Source organism: Gracilibacillus sp. JCM 18966 (assembly GCF_055392695.1).
On sequence record NZ_AP043883.1, the window covers coordinates 3,500,296 to 3,521,777 of the forward strand.

19 protein-coding genes are annotated in these 21,482 nt (G+C 36.8%); 2 read left to right on the forward strand and 17 right to left on the reverse strand.

Features of this window, described 5'->3' with window-relative positions; translation table 11 throughout:
• Position 1: 1 nt before the first annotated feature.
• The 6 genes from priA to ACZ5N5_RS17055 all read right to left on the reverse strand — a co-directional run bounded on the left by priA (position 2) and on the right by ACZ5N5_RS17055 (position 5,889).
• Positions 2-2,410: a primosomal protein N' gene (gene priA, locus ACZ5N5_RS17030; protein WP_109984462.1), complete on the reverse strand. Its 2,409-nt coding sequence runs from the start codon at positions 2,408-2,410 to the stop codon at positions 2-4.
• Position 2,411: 1 nt separating this feature from the next.
• On the reverse strand, positions 2,412-3,611 hold the full coding sequence (coaBC, locus tag ACZ5N5_RS17035; protein ID WP_109984463.1) for a bifunctional phosphopantothenoylcysteine decarboxylase/phosphopantothenate--cysteine ligase CoaBC: 1,200 nt from the start codon (positions 3,609-3,611) through the stop codon (positions 2,412-2,414).
• Between the two features lie 247 nt (positions 3,612-3,858).
• A complete protein-coding gene (rpoZ, locus tag ACZ5N5_RS17040) occupies positions 3,859-4,068 on the reverse strand; it encodes a DNA-directed RNA polymerase subunit omega (RefSeq protein ID WP_109984464.1) in 210 nt (69 codons plus the stop codon).
• Positions 4,065-4,685, reverse strand: a complete 621-nt coding sequence (gene gmk / locus ACZ5N5_RS17045; RefSeq protein ID WP_054859528.1) for a guanylate kinase — start codon at positions 4,683-4,685, stop codon at positions 4,065-4,067. The genes rpoZ and gmk overlap by 4 nt, the downstream gene beginning before the upstream one ends.
• 15 nt (positions 4,686-4,700) lie before the next feature.
• Complete coding sequence (remA, locus tag ACZ5N5_RS17050; RefSeq protein ID WP_054787587.1) at positions 4,701-4,961, reverse strand: extracellular matrix/biofilm regulator RemA; 261 nt, start codon at positions 4,959-4,961, stop codon at positions 4,701-4,703.
• A gap of 40 nt (positions 4,962-5,001) precedes the next feature.
• Entirely contained in the window at positions 5,002-5,889 is an 888-nt protein-coding gene (locus tag ACZ5N5_RS17055) for a YicC/YloC family endoribonuclease (protein ID WP_464373794.1), read from the reverse strand.
• 141 nt (positions 5,890-6,030) lie between these two features.
• Here ACZ5N5_RS17055 and ACZ5N5_RS17060 point away from each other — a divergent pair, with 141 nt between their 5' ends.
• Together ACZ5N5_RS17060 and ACZ5N5_RS17065 are read left to right on the forward strand one after the other, a co-directional pair.
• Complete coding sequence (locus ACZ5N5_RS17060; RefSeq protein ID WP_464372819.1) at positions 6,031-7,740, forward strand: Rqc2 family fibronectin-binding protein; 1,710 nt, start codon at positions 6,031-6,033, stop codon at positions 7,738-7,740.
• Between the two features lie 241 nt (positions 7,741-7,981).
• Positions 7,982-9,280: a DUF2254 domain-containing protein gene (locus ACZ5N5_RS17065; protein ID WP_464372820.1), complete on the forward strand. Its 1,299-nt coding sequence runs from the start codon at positions 7,982-7,984 to the stop codon at positions 9,278-9,280.
• A 279-nt stretch (positions 9,281-9,559) separates the two neighbouring features.
• On the opposite strand, the gene pyrE is transcribed toward ACZ5N5_RS17065, so the two are convergent.
• From pyrE to lspA, 11 genes are all read right to left on the reverse strand, one after another.
• Positions 9,560-10,183 (reverse strand): orotate phosphoribosyltransferase, encoded by a 624-nt coding sequence (gene pyrE / locus ACZ5N5_RS17070; protein WP_109984468.1) that lies wholly within the window; start codon positions 10,181-10,183, stop codon positions 9,560-9,562.
• Positions 10,176-10,880 (reverse strand): orotidine-5'-phosphate decarboxylase, encoded by a 705-nt coding sequence (gene pyrF / locus ACZ5N5_RS17075; RefSeq protein WP_464372821.1) that lies wholly within the window; start codon positions 10,878-10,880, stop codon positions 10,176-10,178. The genes pyrE and pyrF overlap by 8 nt, the downstream gene beginning before the upstream one ends.
• Positions 10,873-11,787 carry a dihydroorotate dehydrogenase gene (locus ACZ5N5_RS17080; RefSeq protein ID WP_277677827.1) on the reverse strand — a complete coding sequence of 305 codons (915 nt, stop codon included), beginning with the start codon at positions 11,785-11,787 and terminating at the stop codon, positions 10,873-10,875. The genes pyrF and ACZ5N5_RS17080 overlap by 8 nt, the downstream gene beginning before the upstream one ends.
• Complete coding sequence (locus tag ACZ5N5_RS17085) at positions 11,784-12,545, reverse strand: dihydroorotate dehydrogenase electron transfer subunit (protein ID WP_277677826.1); 762 nt, start codon at positions 12,543-12,545, stop codon at positions 11,784-11,786. The genes ACZ5N5_RS17080 and ACZ5N5_RS17085 overlap by 4 nt, the downstream gene beginning before the upstream one ends.
• Positions 12,542-15,742: a carbamoyl-phosphate synthase large subunit gene (carB, locus tag ACZ5N5_RS17090; RefSeq protein WP_464372822.1), complete on the reverse strand. Its 3,201-nt coding sequence runs from the start codon at positions 15,740-15,742 to the stop codon at positions 12,542-12,544. Before carB ends, ACZ5N5_RS17085 begins: the two co-directional genes overlap by 4 nt.
• Positions 15,742-16,848: a carbamoyl phosphate synthase small subunit gene (locus ACZ5N5_RS17095; RefSeq protein WP_464367977.1), complete on the reverse strand. Its 1,107-nt coding sequence runs from the start codon at positions 16,846-16,848 to the stop codon at positions 15,742-15,744. Before ACZ5N5_RS17095 ends, carB begins: the two co-directional genes overlap by 1 nt.
• On the reverse strand, positions 16,848-18,125 hold the full coding sequence (locus ACZ5N5_RS17100) for a dihydroorotase (RefSeq protein WP_464372823.1): 1,278 nt from the start codon (positions 18,123-18,125) through the stop codon (positions 16,848-16,850). The genes ACZ5N5_RS17095 and ACZ5N5_RS17100 overlap by 1 nt, the downstream gene beginning before the upstream one ends.
• Entirely contained in the window at positions 18,085-19,014 is a 930-nt protein-coding gene (locus ACZ5N5_RS17105) for an aspartate carbamoyltransferase catalytic subunit (protein WP_109984475.1), read from the reverse strand. Before ACZ5N5_RS17105 ends, ACZ5N5_RS17100 begins: the two co-directional genes overlap by 41 nt.
• Before the next feature lie 206 nt (positions 19,015-19,220).
• Positions 19,221-19,769 (reverse strand): bifunctional pyr operon transcriptional regulator/uracil phosphoribosyltransferase PyrR, encoded by a 549-nt coding sequence (pyrR, locus tag ACZ5N5_RS17110; protein ID WP_109984476.1) that lies wholly within the window; start codon positions 19,767-19,769, stop codon positions 19,221-19,223.
• A 211-nt stretch (positions 19,770-19,980) separates the two neighbouring features.
• Positions 19,981-20,895 carry an RluA family pseudouridine synthase gene (locus ACZ5N5_RS17115; protein WP_054859536.1) on the reverse strand — a complete coding sequence of 305 codons (915 nt, stop codon included), beginning with the start codon at positions 20,893-20,895 and terminating at the stop codon, positions 19,981-19,983.
• Positions 20,892-21,362 (reverse strand): signal peptidase II, encoded by a 471-nt coding sequence (lspA, locus tag ACZ5N5_RS17120; protein WP_464372824.1) that lies wholly within the window; start codon positions 21,360-21,362, stop codon positions 20,892-20,894. Before lspA ends, ACZ5N5_RS17115 begins: the two co-directional genes overlap by 4 nt.
• Positions 21,363-21,482 lie beyond the last annotated feature (120 nt).

The following is a 21,482-nucleotide window of genomic DNA, read 5'->3' on the forward strand; positions in this document are numbered from 1 at the left end:
TTTACATTAATTGATATGGTTCAAAATCCACCGTTATAGTAAGATCATTTTTTTGAATATCTTCATAATAATAGTCGAGTATTTTACGAATAATCTCGTGTTGCATTGGTTCATTTTTATATTTTATCATGCACTGATAGCGATATCTATTGTTAATCCTTATAATCGGTGACGGTGTAGGTCCTAAAATCGTTGCATCATTTGTTAGATGTTTATACAATAGCTTGCTAATCATTTTCGTGACCTCCATTACCTTCAATTGGTTAGGATGAGACACATTAATTAGTGTTAGAAAATAATATGGAGGATAATGAAAATTCTTTCGCATATTCATTTCCTGTAAAAAGAATTGAGTATAATTATATTGGCTTGCTAATTCAATACTATAGTGCTCTTTTGAATATGTTTGAATAATTACTTCACCAGGAAGCTGATGACGCCCTGCTCTACCACTAACTTGCGTTAATAATTGAAAGGTTTTCTCTGAGGCTCGAAAATCTGGTAAATTCAACATAGCATCCACTGCAAGCACACCTACTAAAGTGACATTTTCAAAATCTAATCCTTTCGCGATCATTTGAGTTCCTAACAATATATTCGCTTCTTTGCTTTGGAACTTCTGCAGTAACCGTTCATGTGCACCTTTTCTCCTCGTGGTATCAACATCCATTCGTACAATTTTTGCATCAGGGATGACCTGCATCAAGGCTTCCTCCACTTTTTGGGTACCTGTTCCAAAATAACGAATCTGATCACTCTGACAATTTTCACATTCTTGCATCATTGGTATTTGATAATCACAATAATGACATTTTAATAAATGATTACTTTTATGATAGGTTAAAGCTATATCACAATGTGGACATTTCACTACATCCCCACATTCTCGACACATAACAAAAGTAGAATATCCCCGTCTGTTTAAGAATAAAACTACTTGCTCTTTTTTGGCTAATCTTTCTTCGATCGCACCTAGCAATCTCTTGGAAAACATCGTCCGATTACCAGCATGTAATTCTTCGCGCATATCGACAATTTCTACCGGGGGCATTACTTGGTTATTCATTCTGTCAGGCATTTCTAATAAATGGTATACATTTTTTTTTGCACGGGCATATGATTCAAGTAATGGGGTGGCACTTCCTAATACCACTGGACATTGATGATAAATCCCACGTTGCTTCGCTACTTCTCTTGCATGGTATCGCGGCTGTTCCTCCTGCTTATAGCTTGTTTCATGTTCCTCATCAATAATAATAATACCTATATTCTCAAATGGAGCAAAAATAGCTGATCTTGCGCCTACAACTACTTTTACTTCTCTTTTGTGAATCTTTGTCCACTCATCAAATTTTTCTCCAGGCGATAAGGCACTATGTAATACCGCTACTTCCCCACCGAATCTCTCTTTAAAACGTTGAACCATTTGTGGAGTTAGTGCTATTTCTGGAACTAAAACAATCGCTTCTTGTCCTTTTTGTAATACTTTTTCTATAGATTGTAAGTATACTTCTGTTTTCCCGCTACCAGTTACTCCATGGAGAAGAAATACCTCAGACTGTTCCTTCTCGATTGCCTTCCATATTGGTTCAATAGCAACTTGCTGTTGATCACTTAAGGGTAGTGGTTTTGTTCGTTTAAATTCTCTGTTTTGGTAAGGATTACGGTATACCTTCTTTTCAATTTTCTTTAACAATCCCTTTTTAATCAATGCTTGAATAGTACTCGTTGTCGTCTCACAAGCACGAAGTAAATCACCTTGTTCGACAGATTCATTGTTTTTAAGAAAATATTCTAACACTAACCGTTGTTTTTGAGCGTTTTTGGATAGATCTTGTATCGCCTCTTCTATTAAGTATAACTCTTTATTTGGTTCAATAAACGATACTTTTTTGATCGTTTCCTTCGATTGAACTATATAATGAATCTGAACATGTCCATTTTTCATTTCCTTGTGTAATTCTCGATAATTTCCATTTCGCTGCAAAAACTCATCAAAGCTAATAACTGTTCTGCCATCAAATAATTTTTGTAAGGACTTCGGCAATTCTTCAAAGGTTAATGCTTCAATTTCCTTTTTGTATTTTGCTTTTAAAACTTGTGGTAGCATTGCTTGATATGCTTGAATATATAAACTAATTGTCTCCTCTGCAAGCCATTTACCTAGTTCTAATAATTCATCTGTTAATACAGGGGTCATATCCATTACCTGACTAATTTTACGCAACTTATCAAATTCAGATTCCGCTACAAGATTGACAACGAATCCCATCACCTTTCTTGGTCCAAACGGTACAGAGACTCTCATACCTTTTTTTATTAATCCTACCATCTCAGGTGGAACGAGGTAATCAAACGAGTGATTCGTTTGATTTGTCGGAACATCGACAACTACTTTTGCTACTTGCATATTAATCCTTCCTTAATTCCTGATCAATAAATAATAATATTTGTTTAGCGATTTCGTTTTTAGAGTTTTGGTTGATGTGATTTTCTTTTCCATCCTTCGTTAAAAAGGTTACTTCATTTTGATCTGATTGGAAGCCAATATCGATTCGACTTATGTCATTTATCACAATCGCATCTAAGTTTTTTTTCGTTATTTTTTCTTTACCATATTCTATTAAGTGTTGACTTTCTGCTGCAAATCCCACCAGATATTGATCCTGTTTTTGACCTCCAAGATACTCTAAAATATCACGTGTTCTTTCCAATTCTATAGACAAATTATTTGGTTGTTTTTTTAATTTTTGCTGATGGAATTCAACAGGTCGATAGTCTGCTACGGCTGCAGCACTAATCACAATATCCATTTCCCCATACAAACGATTCATCTGTTGAAACATTTCCTCTGCTGTTACTACATCAAATCGGTTCACATGCTTAGGAGTTTCAAGTGAAGTAGGACCAGAGACCAAATACACTTGGGCGCCTTCTTTACTAGCTTCTTCCGCAAGTGCATAACCCATTTTTCCTGACGAATGATTCGTAAAAAAACGAACAGGATCTATTGCTTCTCTGGTCGGTCCAGCCGAAATTAATATTTTCTTCCCTGTTAAATGTTGTCTTGACTGAAATTGTTGCTCTAACAAACGAACAATTTGCTCTGGTTCTTCTAAGCGACCTTTCCCAACATAACCACAAGCGAGATAGCCTTCTCCTGGTTCGATGAAATGATAACCCCAATTGTCTAATGTCTGCATATTCCGTTTAACTGCAGGGTGTTGGTACATATGAACATTCATTGCAGGAGCGATGTATACGGGGGCTTCTGTTGCTAACATTATTGTTGTTAACATATCATCTGCTAAACCGTTAGCGATTCGACCGATTAAATTAGCGGTGGCAGGGGCAAGCAAAATGAAATCCGGCCAATCTGCCAGATCAATATGTGCAATCTTATTCGGGTCCTTTTCATCAAACGTATCAATATAGACTTCATTTCTTGAAATAGCTTGAAAGGATAGTGGTGTAACGAATTCAGTTGCACTTTTAGTCATGACTACTTTCACATTAGCTCCAGCTTGCGTTAGCTTACTAGTTAATGCAATAGCCTTATATGCCGCAATTCCTCCTGATACACCTAATAATACTTTTTTTCCATTAAGCATGATCTCACACCCTCAAAATGAATTTTTACAAGTACTGTATAGAAGAAACCCTCGCAAGCAGAAGCAATGCGAGGGATATAATCGTCTCATTATCAGGGAGACTTCCGTCAGTAGAATTTTCTCTTTCTTCATAGCTAGCGAAACTTATCAGGATGTTAAGCGCCTGTTCTTCTAAGCTTTATATGTTTGATCTACACACCTCTTAAAGCAAAGGAGTTAAGTACACTAAGCGCCGTGATAACTGAAATTAATCTATTACCGAATCTTCGTCTACTGTTAGTTTTTCTTCTAAAATTTCTTCTAAGGCTAAACCTACATATGTTGCAGAGTCAGGACGGGAAACCTGATGGATCTTTGTGTCTTGAATTTGTCTAGCTCTTTTGGCAGCTAAAGTTACCAACGTGTATTTTGAATTGATTTTCGATTGAAGCTTATCAATAGATGGCTCTAATATCATTCTTTTTCAACCTCCAATAATGATTTATATTGTTTAATTACTCTTTCTTTTTTACAATGCTCTCCTTGGACAATGGATTGAACTTTGCTTACTGCATTCATTACATCGTCATTCACCACAACATAATCATAGGCATCCATCATCTCAATCTCATTACGCGCTTCTTCTAATCTACTCGAGATTAGATCCTCAGACTCTGTACCTCTATCTTGTATCCGATTTTTCAGCTCCTCTAAACTTGGAGGAATTAAGAATATGAAAACACCTTGAGGAAAGTTTTCCTTAACCTGCATGGCACCCTGTACTTCAATTTCAAGAAATACATCATGGCCATCCTCGATCATCTTTTCTACATATTGTTTTGGTGTTCCGTAATAATTGCCTACATATTCAGCATATTCTAATAGCTTTCGCTGTTGTATCATTTCTTTAAACTCGTCATGGGTACGGAAGAAATAGTCTACACCATCTCTTTCGCCCTCACGTTTTGAGCGGGTAGTCATTGAAATTGAATATTTCAAGTTAGTATCTTGCTCAAATAATGCCTTTCTAACAGTTCCTTTGCCAACACCTGAAGGTCCTGACAAAATAAATAGTATCCCTTTTTCTTCTATCAAAATACTTCCTCCTATTTATTCATCACTAATTTCATCATGACTAATCACTCTTTGTCCAACGGTTTCAGGTTGAACGGCTGATAGTACAACATGATCACTATCTGTGATAATAACAGCTCTTGTCCTTCTTCCGTATGTAGCATCAACTAACTTATTATTATCTCTTGCTACTGTAATAATTCTTTTAATTGGTGCAGACTCAGGTGATACAATTGAAATTATACGATTTGCGGAGACTACATTTCCAAAGCCAATATTAATTAATTTTAAACTCATCTCGAGCTCCCCCTTATTTAAATAAGAACACATTTCTCTATTATTCAATATTTTGAATCTGTTCTTTGATCTTCTCTAAATCACTTTTCATATGTATAATTTGTTCACTTATTCCCGCATCATTTGATTTGGATCCGATTGTATTACACTCTCGATGCATTTCTTGTACGATAAAGTCCAATCGTCGCCCCACTGCACCTACCTCGTGCACCAATGAATCAAATTGATTTATATGACTATGCAATCTTGCCAATTCTTCAGATATATCCCCTTTTTCTGCTAGGACTGCTATATCCTGATTTAACTTAGTTTGATCGATAATTGGAGCATCCTGAAGATATTCATCCATTCTAGCTTTTATTCTTTCTTGATACTCTATTATAACAATATTTCTTCGTTCACCCAACCATTTTAATTTATTTTCTATGTTTCTTATATAATTCAAGATATCAATGCATAGATTTTGTCCCTCTTTTTTCCTCATTTCCTCTACTTGTTTTAACGCTTCTGCTATTTTTTCTAATATAATGGAATCTAAGTGGGAACTCATTTTGCTATCTTCTTCTTCGATTTCCATAACTTGAGGTAATTGGGCGACTAAATCTATCGTTATCTCTCCAGCAAGGTTCAATTCTTTTTGTACTTCCTTTAACTGCTCGACATATTGCCTCACAAGATTCCAATTCGTTCGCATGCGTTGTTGTAACTGCTCGCCTTGTATTTGTATGGAAAGCTCCACTCGTCCTCTATGTAAATGTTTTTTTATCATTTGTTTTATTTTGTTCTCGATTGGTAAAAGGAAATTCGGTATCTGGGAAGAGATATCTAAAAAACGATGATTAACTGTTCTCATTTCAATTATAATATGCCAATCTTCTGTCTGATACTGTGCCTTTCCATAGCCTGTCATACTTCTCATTCCAATCACTTCCAATTAATAACTAGTATGGACGCACTTTATCCACCATAAACATCATACCAAAAACAAGAAAGCTTTCACAACTGATTTTGAGTCTGATTGGGTAAATAATAAAGCATCATGTTATAATATGAAAACGAGGTGATAGAAATGGTCTTTGATGGAGTCGTAACAAGAGCTATTGCTCATGAATTAGATAGGAAGCTTTCTTCTGGAAGAGTCCTTAAAATATATCAACCAACAGAAACAGAGCTATTGTTCACCATCCGACAATATGGAGAGAATAAACAATTGTTACTGTCTGCACACCCTTCTTATGCGAGGATTCATATAACAGAAGATCAATATGATAATCCTAAAGAACCAACCATGTTTTGTATGATGTTAAGGAAACATCTAGGTGGTAGTTTCATTGAATCCGTCGAACAAATAGAAAATGAAAGGATTCTTCACATCCATTTCCAAACAAAAAACGAAATTGGTGATTTAAGTGTAAAAAAACTAGTCGTCGAGTTAATGGGAAAGCACAGTAATATCATTTTAGTTGATCAAGATAGACAATTGATATTAGATAGTATTAAACATATTTCTGGTGCACAAAATAGACATCGATCTATTCTTCCAGGAAATGAATACATCTCCCCCCCTAGTCAAAATAAGGTAAGTCCAATAAACGTGGACGAAGAAATGTTCATTCGCAAGCTTGACTTTAATGCAGGAAAACTGGATCAACAAATTGTCCAAACATTTATGGGGATCTCCCCACTTTTAGCAAATGAAATTATTTACCAAGCAAGGCTCGGGAATTTAGACGATTATAAGCATGCTTTTAAAAAAATTATCTCCCCAATTAGAGAAAATGAGTATGTGCCACAAATTCTGCACGATAATAAAAGTCGTTTTTATGTTCTTGATTTAGAAAGTTATAGCGGTGAGAAAAAACGTTTTAATAGTGTAAGTGAAATGCTAGATACTTATTATTCCGGAAAAGCAGAACGAGATCGTGTCAAGCAAAAAGCAGGTGATTTAATTCGTTTTTTAACGAATGAAGTGAAAAAAAATCAACGAAAGCTCTTGAAGTTAGATAAGACTTTAGAAGAGGCAGAGCATGCTGATCGATATCAACGAGATGGAGAATTGTTAACTGCGCATATGCACCTTGTCCGAAAAGGAGATAAACAGGTTGAGGTGACAGATTATTATGATCCAAATCAGGTGACAAGAACCATAAAACTCAATGAGCATAAAACACCAAGTGAAAATGCCCAAGCCTTCTTTAAAAAATATCATAAATTAAAAAAGTCTAAGCAAATGGTGGAAGAAGAGAAGAAGAAAGCTAATGAAGAAATTGTCTATTTAGAAGAGATTATCGAACAAATTAATTCTGCTCGCGAACAGGATATTGAAGAAATCCGAGAAGAATTACAAGAACAAGGTTATTTAAAGAAAAAAAGCGGAAAGGGTAAACCAAAGAAAAAAACGACAAAACCAGAACCTGAAACCTTTTATGCGTCCGATGGTACTATTATCTTAGTTGGTAAAAACAATAAACAGAACGAGTATTTAACCAACCGTATTGCTCGAAAAAATGAAATTTGGTTGCATACAAAGGATATTCCTGGATCACATGTTGTCATTCGTTCCACTGATCCTAGTGCAGGCACATTACATGAAGCAGCGCAATTAGCTGCGAACTTCAGTAAGTCAAAAAACTCTTCTTCTGTACCAGTGGATTATACGTTAATTCGCCATGTTAAAAAACCGAATGGGGCAAAGCCTGGATTTGTAATATATGAAAACCAAAAAACTCTTTTCGTCACACCAGATAAAGCGTTTATAAGCAAATTAAAAAATAAATAGCAAGAGCGATCTCATTTGAGGTCGCTTTTTTTATACGTTAGGAAAGTATAAATTTTTGCAGGAGGTAAAGCGACGAAGCGAAAATCTTGATGTCCAAAGTATAAGAAAAGCTAACGCATCCGCTAAAGGATGATATGAACGGGCGTCCAGCGATTTTGTTCTGGACGAACATCCTCATGCTTAGAAAACTTCATTCAGGGTATGAATAAGTGAAATGGAAAAATAGCGGGAGATGAAATGGATGAAAGATAAATTCTTACTAAAAATTAGAGATAGCTTCTGGTTTGTTCCTTTTCTTTATGGAATTAGTGCCATTATACTTGTGTATCTCACTATTTATATAGATGCCTTTGTTATCCATCATTTTAAACAAGCGATACCTAACGTATTATTAACCTCTAAGGATGTTGCAATTGAATTATATGCTTCTTTAGTTACTGCAGGATTAACGATGACAACAATCAGTTTTTCCGTCATTATGGTTGTATTAACGACTTACAGTATGCAGTTTTCTCCGAGGACCTTACAAGATTTTATGCATCATCAAACAACGCAGCATGTTCTTGGTGTCTATAGCTTTAGCTTTATATTTGCACTTCTTAATTTATTGATGGTTGGAAAAGCAGACCTGCTTCTTGGTCCGATAATCATGGTAATAATCGCTATTATTGATTTAGCATTTTTTATTTCATTTATCCATCATTCGGCCAGATGGATTCAAGTAAATAATCTCATTGCTTCGATTCGAGATGATGGTACAAAAATTATTAAACGATCAGATAAAGAGGTAGACTTTGTTGAATCAGAAGAGTGGAATGAAGAAGAAATAAATGGGTTAGGTAAGTTACAAATAACAAAGATTCCAACATTAAAATCTGGTTATGTCCAAAAAATTGATTGGGATGGATTAGTCCGATGGGCTATGAAACATGAGTGTGTCATTCGGGTACATGTACATGTTGGTGATTTTGTTTCACAGGAATATGTCCAAATGTCCGTATACATGAACAAATCCATCGATACTTTCCAAATGCTCGAGGAAATGGTTATTGTTGGAAATGAAAGAACAGACCTACAGGATATTGAATTTATATTACAAAAAATGGTTGAAATAGCTTTAAGGGCTATCTCACCTGCGGTTAACGACCCTCATACAGCCATAAATTGTATTAATCGAATTGGAGCGTTACTTATAGATATCGGTGAATCCTATAAGGAGACAAAATTTATTGCGGATAATAATAACAGACTCAGAGTAATCAAAAAAACGAAAACCTATCAAAATTATCTGTACAAAAGCTTTTATCAAATTCGCCATTATGGAAAAGAAGATATTTCTATTGTTTATAGTATGATAGAAATATTATTTAAAATAGCAATCGTTAGTGACGATAGAATAAAGAAAGAGATTTGGAAATTTCATGGTTACATTATGGATATTATCGATTGGGAATCATTATCAGAGTTAGATTATTACCATTTGAAACAGATATACGATAAATTAGTAGCTTGCTGTTCTGGATATGAGCATACAAAATAATGTGAAATCAGGATGATAATTAAACAATTAACAACCCAGACTCTATCCTTCGGCTAAGTCTGGGTATTGTTTTAGTAATCTTTAATCATCTTTAGTTTTTATGATTAACTTTAAACTTAATTCGATTGATAATAGCCAGCTAATAGTATATTTCCTTAGCGCAAGATTCTACTTAGAGAAAAAATACTACTGCACCACCCACATTCGTCATCTTTGGATTCAGAATAAGTCGAACAATAGCGAATTTATTCTTTTCTTGCGGTTGCCCGGGAAATGAACTTAACTATTCCCTAATTCATCTCGCCATTCTAACAGACTATTTTTTTCTTCTACTGTAATTTCATTATTCTCTACCAATGCCTCTGCTAAAACATCAAAGTTCGTAATGGTGGCATAAGCTATCTTCTCACTTGTAAACTGCTGATCTGCTTTCTTTAATCCATAGCTAAAGATGGCAAGAACACTTAACACTTTTGCACCTGCCTCCTGTAAGACAAGGGCACTTTCTATAGAGGATCCGCCTGTTGAAATTAAATCCTCAATAACGATTACCTTTTCGCCTTTTTCAATTTTACCTTCAATCTGATTTTGCTTACCATGACCTTTTGGCTTTGACCGAACATAAACCATAGGTAAACCTAAATGTTCTGCAAGCCATGCCGCATGAGGAATCCCTGCAGTTGCACAGCCAGCAATTACGTCTGGTTTTTCTGGCAATTGTTCAATTATATTAGCAAATTCGATCACTATCTTCTTACGGATTTCTGGATAAGACATCGTTAATCGGTTATCACAATAAATGGGGGAATGAATTCCTGAAGTCCAGACGAATGAACGATCTGGCTTAATTTGAATTGCATTAATTTTGTAAAGTGCATTTGCTATTTCTTTTGATTTAAGCATTATTCCACTCCTTTATCACACGTTCGTAATTCGCCTTTGGATTATCTGCTTTAGTAATACTACGGCCTATTACTAAATAATCGGCACCATTTTTTTTGGCAAAGGCAGGTGTTGCTACTCGTTTTTGATCATCCTTATTCGAATTAGCGAGGCGAATACCTGGCGTTACGGTTAAAAATTCATTGCCACATACTTGCTTAATCCTATTTGTCTCTCTTGCTGAACACACCACCCCATCGGCACCACTTTCCCTCGAAAGGAGAGCTAACCGTTTCACAGCATCCTCAATAGACTGTTTAATATATAATTCATTCTCTAAAACAATCTGATCCATCGATGTTAACACTGTAACAGCAATTAGTTTAGGGGGACTATTAGTAGTGCCTGCTTGTAAACCTCTTTTGGCTGCTTTAATCATCTCACTACCTCCAGTTGCATGAACATTGACAATATCGACATTTAGATTAGCTAAATTGAACATTGCTTTCTCTACTGTTGTTGGAATGTCATGTAATTTTAAATCTAAAAAGATTGGGTGATTATGTTGTTTTAACCATTTTATAATTTGCGTACCTTCCCGATAAAATAGTTCCATTCCAACTTTAACAGGAACTCCGTAGAAATTATGCTTATCTATAAATTGTTGCACTTCTTTTGCTGAGCGAAAATCTAGTGCAAGAAAAAATGGATTATCCATCAACATGCCCCTTTCCTATCGCTTCTTCTACAGACGAAAACCCGTATTTCGCCAATGTTGCTTCTAACTGATGAATAATATCAGGACAAGCAAATGGGTTTTGAAAATTTGCCGTACCGATTGCTACTGCATGAGCGCCAGCGAGTAAAAATTCTAATACATCCTCTGCTGTCATAATCCCACCCATTCCAATAATGGGAATGTCTAGTGCCTGTCGCACTTCATAAATCATTCGAATCGCAATTGGTTTTATCGCAGGTCCAGATAGTCCTCCTGTTCGATTAGCGATCAGTGGGGCACGTTTTTTCAGGTTTATTTGCATACCTGTCAATGTATTAATCATGGAAAGTCCATCAGCACCTGCATCTACCACTGCTCTTGCCATTGTTGTAATATTAGTCACATTTGGGGAAAGCTTCACATAAACAGGATACTTGCTTGCCTCTTTCACTTTATACGTAACTTCCTTCGCAAGATCAGGATCTGTTCCAAACTGGACCCCACCTTCTTTGACATTGGGACAAGATATGTTCAATTCAATTGCAGCGATATCTGTTGAATGATTTAGCTTCTCTATAACCCTTACATATTCTTCCACAGTACTTCCTGCAACATTTGCTATAACAGGTGTATTAAACTGTCGTAAAAAGGGTAGCTCATCTTTTATTATAGTTTCTACACCAGGGTTTTGAAGTCCAATTGCATTTAACATACCACTTGAAGTCTCTGCTACTCGAGGTGTAGGATTACCATATCTTGCTTCACCCGTTGCTGCCTTGACAATAATTGCACCTAACTCATTAAGATCGAAAAATTGACTGTACTCTTTCCCAAATCCGAAGCAACCAGATGCAGGCATAACAGGATTCTTTAAATCTAATCCAGGTAATTTCACTGCCACATTCATGCTAAAATCACCTCATTTGCATAAAATACCGGACCATCCTTGCATATCTTTTTGTTCTTCGATGGATCAGCTTTTAATGGAACAACACACGCATAGCAGGTCCCTACACCACAACCCATTCTTTCCTCTAAGGAAATATAGCCTTTTTGATCTTGCAATTGGTTAGTAACCGCCTGAAGCATGGGAGTTGGACCACATGAAAAATAATAATCTATCGGGGAATTTAAATTACCAATTATATCCGTAACAAAGCCCTTTTGACCATAAGATCCATCATTCGTTGCAATGTATACATCACCTAACTGTCGAAACTTTTCTTCGTAAAAAACTTGTGCTTTTGTTTGAAATCCAAGAACACTAGTGACCCTTACCCCTTCTTCCTTCAATTTCTTACCAAGATAGTACAGAGGAGGGACACCAATCCCTCCACCTACTATAAGAGCGTGATCTAAATTTAAATCCTCAATCGGATAATGTGTACCACAAGGGAGAATAACATCTAGGTAATCCCCTGTCTTAGATTTACTTAGTTCACGTGTTCCCTCTCCAAAGATTTTAAAAATGACGGTAAATGTCTCTTTTTCCGTATCTACATTGGCAATGGAAACTGGTCTACGTAACATGTGACCATTTAGTGCAATATGAACAAATTGCCCTGGCTTTAATTCATGACTGATGGTTGAATGCAAAACCATTTCGAACGTATCCTCTGCAATTTCTATATGGCTTTTGATTTCGATTAATTGCTTCGTTATCACAGAACCACTGCCTTCCCTTGTACTGCTGGTCTTGCAGTAAATGTCGTGGAATCAATTACATTGACGATAGCTTCAGCTGTATCTAAGCTTGTGAGACAAGGAATTCCATGCTCCACAGCTTCTCGGCGAATTCTAAAGCCATCGGATCTCGGCTTTTTCCCTGATGTTAGGGAGTTTACGACAACCTGAACCTCACTTTTTTCAATGATGGATAGAACATTTTTACCTTCTGCACCCACTTTTCCTACAGAGGTTACTGGTAAATTTAAGCTTTCGAGATGGTTTGCTGTTCCTTCTGTTGCAAATAAGTGGAAGCCGAGCTCAAAGAATCTCTTGGCTATTTCTCCCGCCTCTTCTTTATCCTTATCGGCAACGGTAATTAGCACGGCACCTTCCATTGGTATCTTTAATCCGGATGCTGTAAGTCCCTTGTATAATGCTTTTTCTAATGTGCGGTCCCGTCCAATCGCTTCACCTGTTGATTTCATCTCAGGTCCGAGCATGGTATCAACACTCCGCAGTTTTTCAAAGGAAAAGACAGGCACTTTTACAGATACCGTTTCCGGTTCAGGGAGTAATCCTTTTTCATAACCCATTTCGGTTAACGATTCACCGATAATACATCTTGTTGCTAAGTTCGCCATCGTAACACCTGTAATTTTACTTAAAAACGGGATTGTACGACTTGCTCTTGGGTTAACCTCTAGCACATATACTTCATTCTTATGCACCACAAACTGAATATTAATGAGTCCTTTGACACCTAGTTTTTCTGCAATTTTGATCGTAATGTCCACACATTGTTGTTTGATATTCTCTGTTAAACGTTGCGTTGGGTAAACTGCGATCGAATCTCCAGAGTGAACACCTGCACGTTCAATATGTTCCATTACTCCAGGAATAATGGTTGTATCTCCATCACTAATCGCGTCAACCTCTACTTCTATACCTGTTAAATATTTATCAATTAATACAGGATGCTTATGCTTAATATGATTCGTTTTGGCAAGATAGCCTTCCAGCTCCTCTTCATTGTAAACAATCTCCATCTGACTACCACCAATGACATACGATGGACGCACTAATACTGGATATCCGATTGATTCGGCTGCTTCCTTAGCTTGATCTAGTTTACGAACACTTTTTCCCTTTGGTTGAGGAATCTGAAGTTCTTGTAACAGTTGCTCGAATTTATCTCGATCTTCCGCTGTATCAATTGCTTCAAGTGGTGTACCTAGTATCCGGACACCTCTACGTTCTAAGCCTTCTGCTAAATTAATAGCGGTTTGCCCACCGAATTGAACAATTACACCTTCTGGCTTTTCTAAATCCACAACATGCATCACATCTTCAAGAGTCAATGGTTCAAAATACAGCTTGTCAGATACACTGAAGTCTGTCGAGACGGTTTCTGGATTACTATTCATAATAATCGCTTCATAGCCCGCTTCCTTTAGAGCTAATACGGAATGTACTGTAGCATAGTCAAATTCTATCCCTTGTCCAATTCGTATTGGTCCAGAACCAATAACGATAACTTTTTTACGATCTGTTACGATCGATTCATTTTCTTCCTCATAAGCACTATAGAAATATGGTGTTTCCGATTCAAATTCTGCCGCACATGTGTCAACCATCTTATAAACAGGCAATAATCCTTCTGATTTCCTAGTCTCATAAATTTTATCGACATTGACTCCCCATACTCGGGCTATTTGCGTATCGGACAACCCGAGATGTTTCGCTTCCTTTAATGCTGTTAAATCATTTCGATTATTAGCCAGCTTTATTTCGAAATCTATCATTTTCTTTACTTTTGTTAAAAAGAAGAGGTCAATTTTTGTTAACTGATGAATTTCTTCTACTGTCATACCTTTTCGTAAAACTTCAGCCAAAACGTAGATTCGTTCATCGTCTGGTTTGACTAAACGTTCTGTTAATTCTTTTATGGTGTTTTCTGTTAGTTTAGGTAAGAAAAAGTCTTCACCACTAATATCTAATGAGCGAATTCCCTTTAGCATCGATTCCTCAAAATTCCTCCCAATTGCCATGACTTCACCCGTCGCCTTCATTTGTGTCCCTAATTGACGGTTACCGAGGACGAATTTATCAAAAGGGAAGCGTGGAAATTTAGTCACAACATAATCCAATGCTGGCTCGTAGCACGCATAGGTTGTACCAGTAATTGGGTTCATTATTTCATCTAATGTCATTCCAATCGCGATTTTTGCTGCAATTTTTGCAATAGGATAACCTGTTGCTTTTGAGGCGAGTGCAGATGAGCGGCTTACCCTTGGATTTACTTCGATAATATAGTATTGGAAGCTTTCCGGATCGAGCGCTAGCTGTACATTACAACCACCTTCAATTTTTAATGCGCGAATAATTTTAAGAGATGCCGATCGTAACAGCTGGTATTCGCGGTCGCTCAATGTTTGAGAAGGTGCTACAACGATTGAATCTCCTGTATGAATACCTACTGGGTCAATATTCTCCATATTACAAACAACTATTGCTTGATCATTTTGATCACGCATTACTTCATACTCTATTTCTTTATATCCTGCTATATTTCTTTCAATTAAGCATTGATTGACCGGGGACAAAGAAAGTCCGTTTCGCGTGATCTCTCTTAATTCCGTCTCATTGTAGCACATTCCGCCTCCAGTACCACCAAGTGTGTAGGCAGGACGTACGATAAGTGGGTAACCAATCTTTCCTGAAAATTCTAGTGCTTCGTCTACTGTATGAACAATTTGGCTTTCAGGTACAGGTTCGTTAATTTGATTCATTAGATCACGGAATTTTTCACGATCTTCTGCTTGTTGAATTGCTTCTAGCTTTGTACCGAGTAATTCTGTCCCTGTTTCCTCTAGTATTCCAGATTCATCTAAAGCAACTGCCAAATTTAGTCCTGTTTGACCTCCAAGTGTAGGTAAAATCGCATCAGGTCGTTCTTTTCTAATAATTTTGGATAAGAATTCAACAGAAAGAGGCTCCATATAAACAGTATCCGCTACTGTATGATCTGTCATAATGGTTGCCGGATTCGAGTTTGCTAAGATAACAGTATAGCCCTCTTCTTTTAAGGATTGGCAAGCTTGCGTACCAGAATAATCAAATTCGGCTGCTTGTCCTATGACAATCGGTCCTGAACCAATAACTAGTATTTTTTGAATATCTGTTCTTTTGGGCATTATGCTTCCTCCTTCAATGATGCTTGAAATGCTTTAATCGTTGCAATAAACTGATCAAACAAATAGTTGGTATCATCAGGTCCTGGTGAAGCTTCTGGATGATATTGCACGGAGAAAGCAGGATATTTCGAATGCTTAACCCCTTCAACCGTCTTATCATTTAACGCTATTTGTGTTAATTCTAATTCCGTATTTTTAATGGAGTCCTCTGTTACAGCATAGCCATGATTTTGAGATGTTAAGTACGTACGCTTTGTTTCATAATCGTAGACAGGGTGATTGGATCCTCGGTGTCCAAATTTAAGTCTTCCCGTATCCGCACCACAAGCAAGAGAAAGCAGTTGGTGACCTAAACAAATTCCAAAGGTTGGGACTGTTGGGATTACCTTTTTAATCATTTCAATCGCTTCTGGAACATTTTTTGGATTACCTGGTCCGTTTGTTAACATTATTCCGTCTGGTTTAAGGCGTAATATGTTTTCTGCACTATAATTATATGGAACTACTGTCACATGACAACTTCTTTTCGTCAATTCTCGTAAAATACCATGCTTCATTCCGAAATCTACTAGTACAACTCGATATCCTCTACCAGGGGCAACATAAGGCTTCATCGTTGAAACGCGAGCAACCTGATCTGTAAGTAATTCTTTCGACTCCAATTTAGCTAGTAAAAATTCTTTTTCTTCATACTCCCCATACTCTTTAGCCTTTGATAGGATACCTTTCATTGTTCCATACTTGCGGAGAATTTTCGTTAGTTTTCTAGTATCGATACCAGCTATACCAGGAATATTATTGGCTTTTAGAAATTGATCGAGACCCTCGTCACTTCTAAAATTTGAAGGAGTTTCACAAAATTCTTTAACGACAAAGCCAAAAATTGATGGATTAATCGTCTCAAAATCATCCTTATTGATACCATAATTTCCGATTAATGGATATGTCATTGTCACAATCTGCCCGCAATAAGAGGGATCAGATAAAGTTTCTTGATAACCAGTCATTCCTGTATTAAAAACAACCTCTCCGATACTCTCTTCAGTAGAACCAAATGCTTGACCTTCAAAAACTGTTCCGTCCTCTAAAACTAACAATCTATTCACTATGCTTCCTCCTTATATACGACTTCTCCTTGATAGATGGTTGCAATAGGCTTTCCTACTATTTCCCACCCATCAAAAGGTGTATTTTTCCCTTTTGACAAGAAAGTTTTTTTGTTGATTTTTTCTTCTGTTTCAAGATTGATTAAGGTTAAATCTGCACTTGTACCAACCTCTATTCGACCAAATGGTAAACCAAATGTATCGGCAGGTTTTACTGTTAACCAATCAATTAATTGCTTTAAAGTAAAGATCCCCTCTTTTACAAAATGTGTATAAAGCAGTGAAAAAGCTGTCTCAAAACCAACAATACCGAAAGGAGCTTCTTCCATTCCATTCGCCTTCTCTTCATGAGTATGAGGAGCATGGTCTGTTGCAATAAAATCGATCGTTCCATCTAATAACCCATCAATTAAAGCTTGTTGATCATCACTTGCCCTTAAAGGTGGATTCATCTTATAATTTGCATCATTTTCCCTTATAAAAGTATCATTCATTAATAAATGATGTGGTGTCACCTCTGCTGTTACATGAATTCCCGCTTTTTTCGCATCACGGATGACTCTGACTGATTCCTTTGTACTTACATGGCAAACATGGTAATGGCAGTCTGCCGCTTCAGCTAACAGAACATCTCTAGCAATTTGGACTGATTCACATACCGAAGGGATACCTGGTAGATTTAGTTGTTTATTTACCTCTCCATCATGCATCACACCACTATGAATTAAGGTGTTGTCCTCACAGTGTGCAACAACTGGCATATCAATTGCTGCAGCTTGCTTCATCGCTTGGAGCATCATATCTGCAGATTGGACGCCGACACCATCATCTGTAAACGCAAATGCACCATTTTCTTTTAGAGCACTCATATCCGTTAATTGCTCCCCGACTAACCTTTTTGTAATAGAAGCATAAGGTAATACACGAATTTTTGCTGTTTGGTCAATCCGTTGTCGTACATCTAGTAAGATTTCTACTGAATCAGGAGTAGGCTGTGTATTAGGCATGGCACAAACAGTAGTATAACCACCTCTGGCAGCAGCACTTGTCCCTGTGTGAATCGTCTCCTTTGTCTCACCACCTGGTTCCCGTAAATGGACATGAACATCGACAAAGCCTGGTGTCACTAGTTGATTTTCCCCGTCGATAATTTCTAAACCGCTTCTATCAAAATTTTTCCCGATTGCTTCAATTTTTCCATTTTGAATTACTAATTCACAATCATCCATCTGACCATTATCCAATAATCGTTTGACGTTGACTAAAATTTTCTTCATCGAATTTTCCCCCTTGATTGAGTACTCTTTGAATGACAGCCATTCGTGCTGCAACACCATTTTGCATCTGCTTAAATATTCTCGATCTTTCGCATTCGACTAAGCGACTATCCAGCTCAACTCCACGGTTTACAGGAGCAGGATGAAGGATAATGGCCTCTTTTTTCATTCTATTCTCCCTCTTCATCGTTAAGCCATATGTTTGGAGATAGCTATTATGGTCTAAAGCTACGTGGGCCTGATGTCGCTCATGCTGTATTCTTAGAAGCATTAGGACATCCGCCATTTCTACAGCTTCATCCATTGTAATATACGGAAAGTCAAGTGTTTCATCGTGCCAGCTGTCCATGCCTGTTAGGTAAATATCACAGCCCAATTTAGAAAGTGCAATAGCGTTTGACCTTGCAACACGACTATGTTTGATATCTCCTGCAATTACTACTTTAAGACCTTGGAAGCTTTTGAACTCCTGATAAATAGTGACTAAATCGAGTAATGATTGAGTAGGATGCTCTCCAGTACCATCCCCAGCATTAATCACAGGGATGTTAATGGAATCAGCAAGCTTTTTGGCGATATTGTTTTCTTGGTGTCTAATAACTATTAGGTTTGCTCCAATCGATTCAAATGTTCTAGCAGTATCATATAAGCTTTCCCCTTTCGTTACACTTGAAATCTCCGAAGCAAAGTCTAATACCTCGATCCCTAACCGTCTTTGGGCAACAATGAAACTCATCTTTGTACGTGTGCTTGGTTCAAAGAAAAGATTTGCAACAAAGTATTGTCCTAGCATTGGCTTTACCCCATTCTCTGTGATCCTGTTTGCTTGGAGTACAAGCGTGAGTATTTCCTCTTTAGTCAGATCCTGCATGGAAACAAAATGTTTCATTCGAAGAGCCTCCTTCTGCTAAATATTAAAATCAGCCATTTTGATATTTTGGTCCATCTTTTGCCACTTGCTATCTGAATTTTCTAATTTCCTACTTTAGGCCATAAAAAAACCCCTTTGCAAAATCGCAAAGAGGTAGACGTGTCCTATATATACACGCTTATCTTCCATGCAACCTTGCAAGCATCTCTGTACTTTCTTAAAGGTTACTTATTCTTTTCATATATGATCACATGATCTTCGTGATCAATTTCTTCCAGTTCAACTGTTATAATCTCATTTTGAGAGGTAGGAATATTTTTCCCAATAAAATCAGCCCTTATTGGCAGTTCTCGGTGTCCTCTGTCTACAAGCACAGCAAGCTGTATTTGGGAAGGCCTTCCATGATCCATGATGGCATCCATTGCTGCTCGAACCGTACGACCAGTATAGAGAACATCATCCACAAGAACGACATTTTTATCGGTTACTTGTTCTTTTAGTTTTGCATCATTTAACTGTGGTTCATTTAAATCACCAGCATGGGACAAATCATCTCGATAAAGTGTAATATCTAATTCACCTATCGGTATTTCTACTCCTTCAATTTCTTTAATTCGTTCTTTTAAGCGGTTGGCAATAGGAACTCCCCTTGTTTTAATTCCGACAAGCATGAGTCCTTCTACCCCTTTGTTTCTTTCCAATATTTCATGAGCAATTCTTGTCAATGCACGTTTCATGGCATTGGCATCCATTACATTTGCTTTCTTATTCATCATAAAAACTCCTTTTAGGAACGTTATAGTGTTTCGTAAAATTTTTTGGATATTACAGCATAGAAAAAGCCTTATTCTCCGTGAGGGAATAAGGCTTTTTAGATACACGTATACCGTACAACGTTATCTTTGCTCCTTTTCCAGCCTCACAGGACTGTTTTAAAAGGTCTTTATGATATTAAATATATTATGACAAATAATGAGTTTTTCGTCAATAACTTTTTCGAATATTATCTAAAACCTGTTCGAATTTTGCTGGAAGACCTGCTTCAAATGTTAGTTCTTTCTCTGTCATCGGATGGGTAAAGGTTAATTTATATGCATGCAATGCTTGACCTTCTACATCTATCGATTTTTTTTGTCCATATTTGGGATCACCAACTATAGGAAAACCGATATATTTCATGTGAACCCGAATTTGGTGAGTTCTTCCGGTGTCTAATATACATTTTATGAAGGTAAACTTACCATGCAACCTTTCCAATATTTCAAAATGTGTGATCGCTTGTTTACCATTTTCTACAACATCCATCATTTGGCGATTTTTCACACTTCGCCCGATCGGAGCATCTATTGTGCCATATTCATGAGGAATATCTCCATGGACTAATGCTTTATATTCACGTCTCATTTTTTTGTTTTTTAATTGTTCTGCTAACTTCTCGTGAGCTATGTCGTGTTTCGCCACAACTAATAGACCACTCGTATCCTTATCGATTCGATGTACAATGCCTGGCCTCGCTACTCCATTAATACCTGATAGATCTTGACAATGATAAAGCAGTGCATTAACTAATGTATCCTCATAATGCCCTGCAGCGGGATGAACAACCATACCACTCTTTTTGTTTATCACTATCAAATCACTATCTTCATAAACAATATCTATTGGAATATTTTCGGCCTTTACCTCAAGTGGTTCCACCTCTGGAATATCCCATTTTATTACATCACCGATTTGGCATTTATAGTTTTGTTTTACGACATGATCATTAACCTGTACAAGCTTTTTATCAAACCATGTTTTGATCTGCGACCTTGAGTAATCCTCTGTAATGTCTACTAGAAGCTTGTCAATTCGAATGCCTTTTTCGTTATTTTCTACTTTATATTGAAAGTTGTTCATGAATTCTTGCTCCTTTTCTTGTTGCGTTCGTCCAAGATTGTAAAAATAAAGATGCTTATTACCCCAATTACTAAAGAGGAGTCGGCAATATTAAAAATTGGGTAATTATAGCTACCTATGTAAAAATCAAAAAAGTCTACTACTTCTTTGCGAAAGAGACGATCAATAAAATTACCAATCGCACCACCCAGTATGAGTGCTAATGCCAGCCCGAGTAATTTACTCTCTTTCGCATGTTTTTGAATATAATAGACAACAAATCCGATCACGATTACTGTAATAATATAAAAAAATGTCATTTGGCCTGATAATATTCCCCATGCTGCTCCAGTATTCCTATGTGATGTAAGGTAAAAGAAATTTTCTATTACAGTAATCCGCTCACCTAATTCCATATTTTTTACTACCAATAATTTTGTTAACTGATCTAATAATATGACGACAAATGCCACGAGATAAACCCACATAGCTTTAACCTCCAACTTTCCTTCAATTTAATACTCAACACTAAAAATTATTATATCATGTTCTTATTAAATATAATAATTAGAATGGAATCAAGGCTTTCACTCACTTTATCTAATAAC

Coding starts and splice junctions, on each gene's coding strand:
- ACZ5N5_RS17080 (WP_277677827.1), bottom strand. CDS start 11,787: ATGAATGTGGCAGTGAAATTACCTGGATTAGATTTAAAGAATCCTGTT.
- remA (WP_054787587.1), bottom strand. CDS start 4,961: ATGAGTTTAAAATTAATTAATATTGGCTTTGGAAATGTAGTCTCCGCA.
- priA (WP_109984462.1), bottom strand. CDS start 2,410: ATGCAAGTAGCAAAAGTAGTTGTCGATGTTCCGACAAATCAAACGAAT.
- carB (WP_464372822.1), bottom strand. CDS start 15,742: ATGCCCAAAAGAACAGATATTCAAAAAATACTAGTTATTGGTTCAGGA.
- pyrR (WP_109984476.1), bottom strand. CDS start 19,769: ATGAATAAGAAAGCAAATGTAATGGATGCCAATGCCATGAAACGTGCA.
- ACZ5N5_RS17105 (WP_109984475.1), bottom strand. CDS start 19,014: ATGAAACATTTTGTTTCCATGCAGGATCTGACTAAAGAGGAAATACTC.
- ACZ5N5_RS17065 (WP_464372820.1), top strand. CDS start 7,982: ATGAAAGATAAATTCTTACTAAAAATTAGAGATAGCTTCTGGTTTGTT.
- pyrE (WP_109984468.1), bottom strand. CDS start 10,183: ATGCTTAAATCAAAAGAAATAGCAAATGCACTTTACAAAATTAATGCA.
- pyrF (WP_464372821.1), bottom strand. CDS start 10,880: ATGGATAATCCATTTTTTCTTGCACTAGATTTTCGCTCAGCAAAAGAA.
- lspA (WP_464372824.1), bottom strand. CDS start 21,362: ATGTGGGTTTATCTCGTGGCATTTGTCGTCATATTATTAGATCAGTTA.
- ACZ5N5_RS17060 (WP_464372819.1), top strand. CDS start 6,031: ATGGTCTTTGATGGAGTCGTAACAAGAGCTATTGCTCATGAATTAGAT.
- coaBC (WP_109984463.1), bottom strand. CDS start 3,611: ATGCTTAATGGAAAAAAAGTATTATTAGGTGTATCAGGAGGAATTGCG.
- rpoZ (WP_109984464.1), bottom strand. CDS start 4,068: ATGATATTAGAGCCATCTATTGATAAGCTTCAATCGAAAATCAATTCA.
- ACZ5N5_RS17115 (WP_054859536.1), bottom strand. CDS start 20,895: ATGAACAACTTTCAATATAAAGTAGAAAATAACGAAAAAGGCATTCGA.
- ACZ5N5_RS17100 (WP_464372823.1), bottom strand. CDS start 18,125: ATGAAGAAAATTTTAGTCAACGTCAAACGATTATTGGATAATGGTCAG.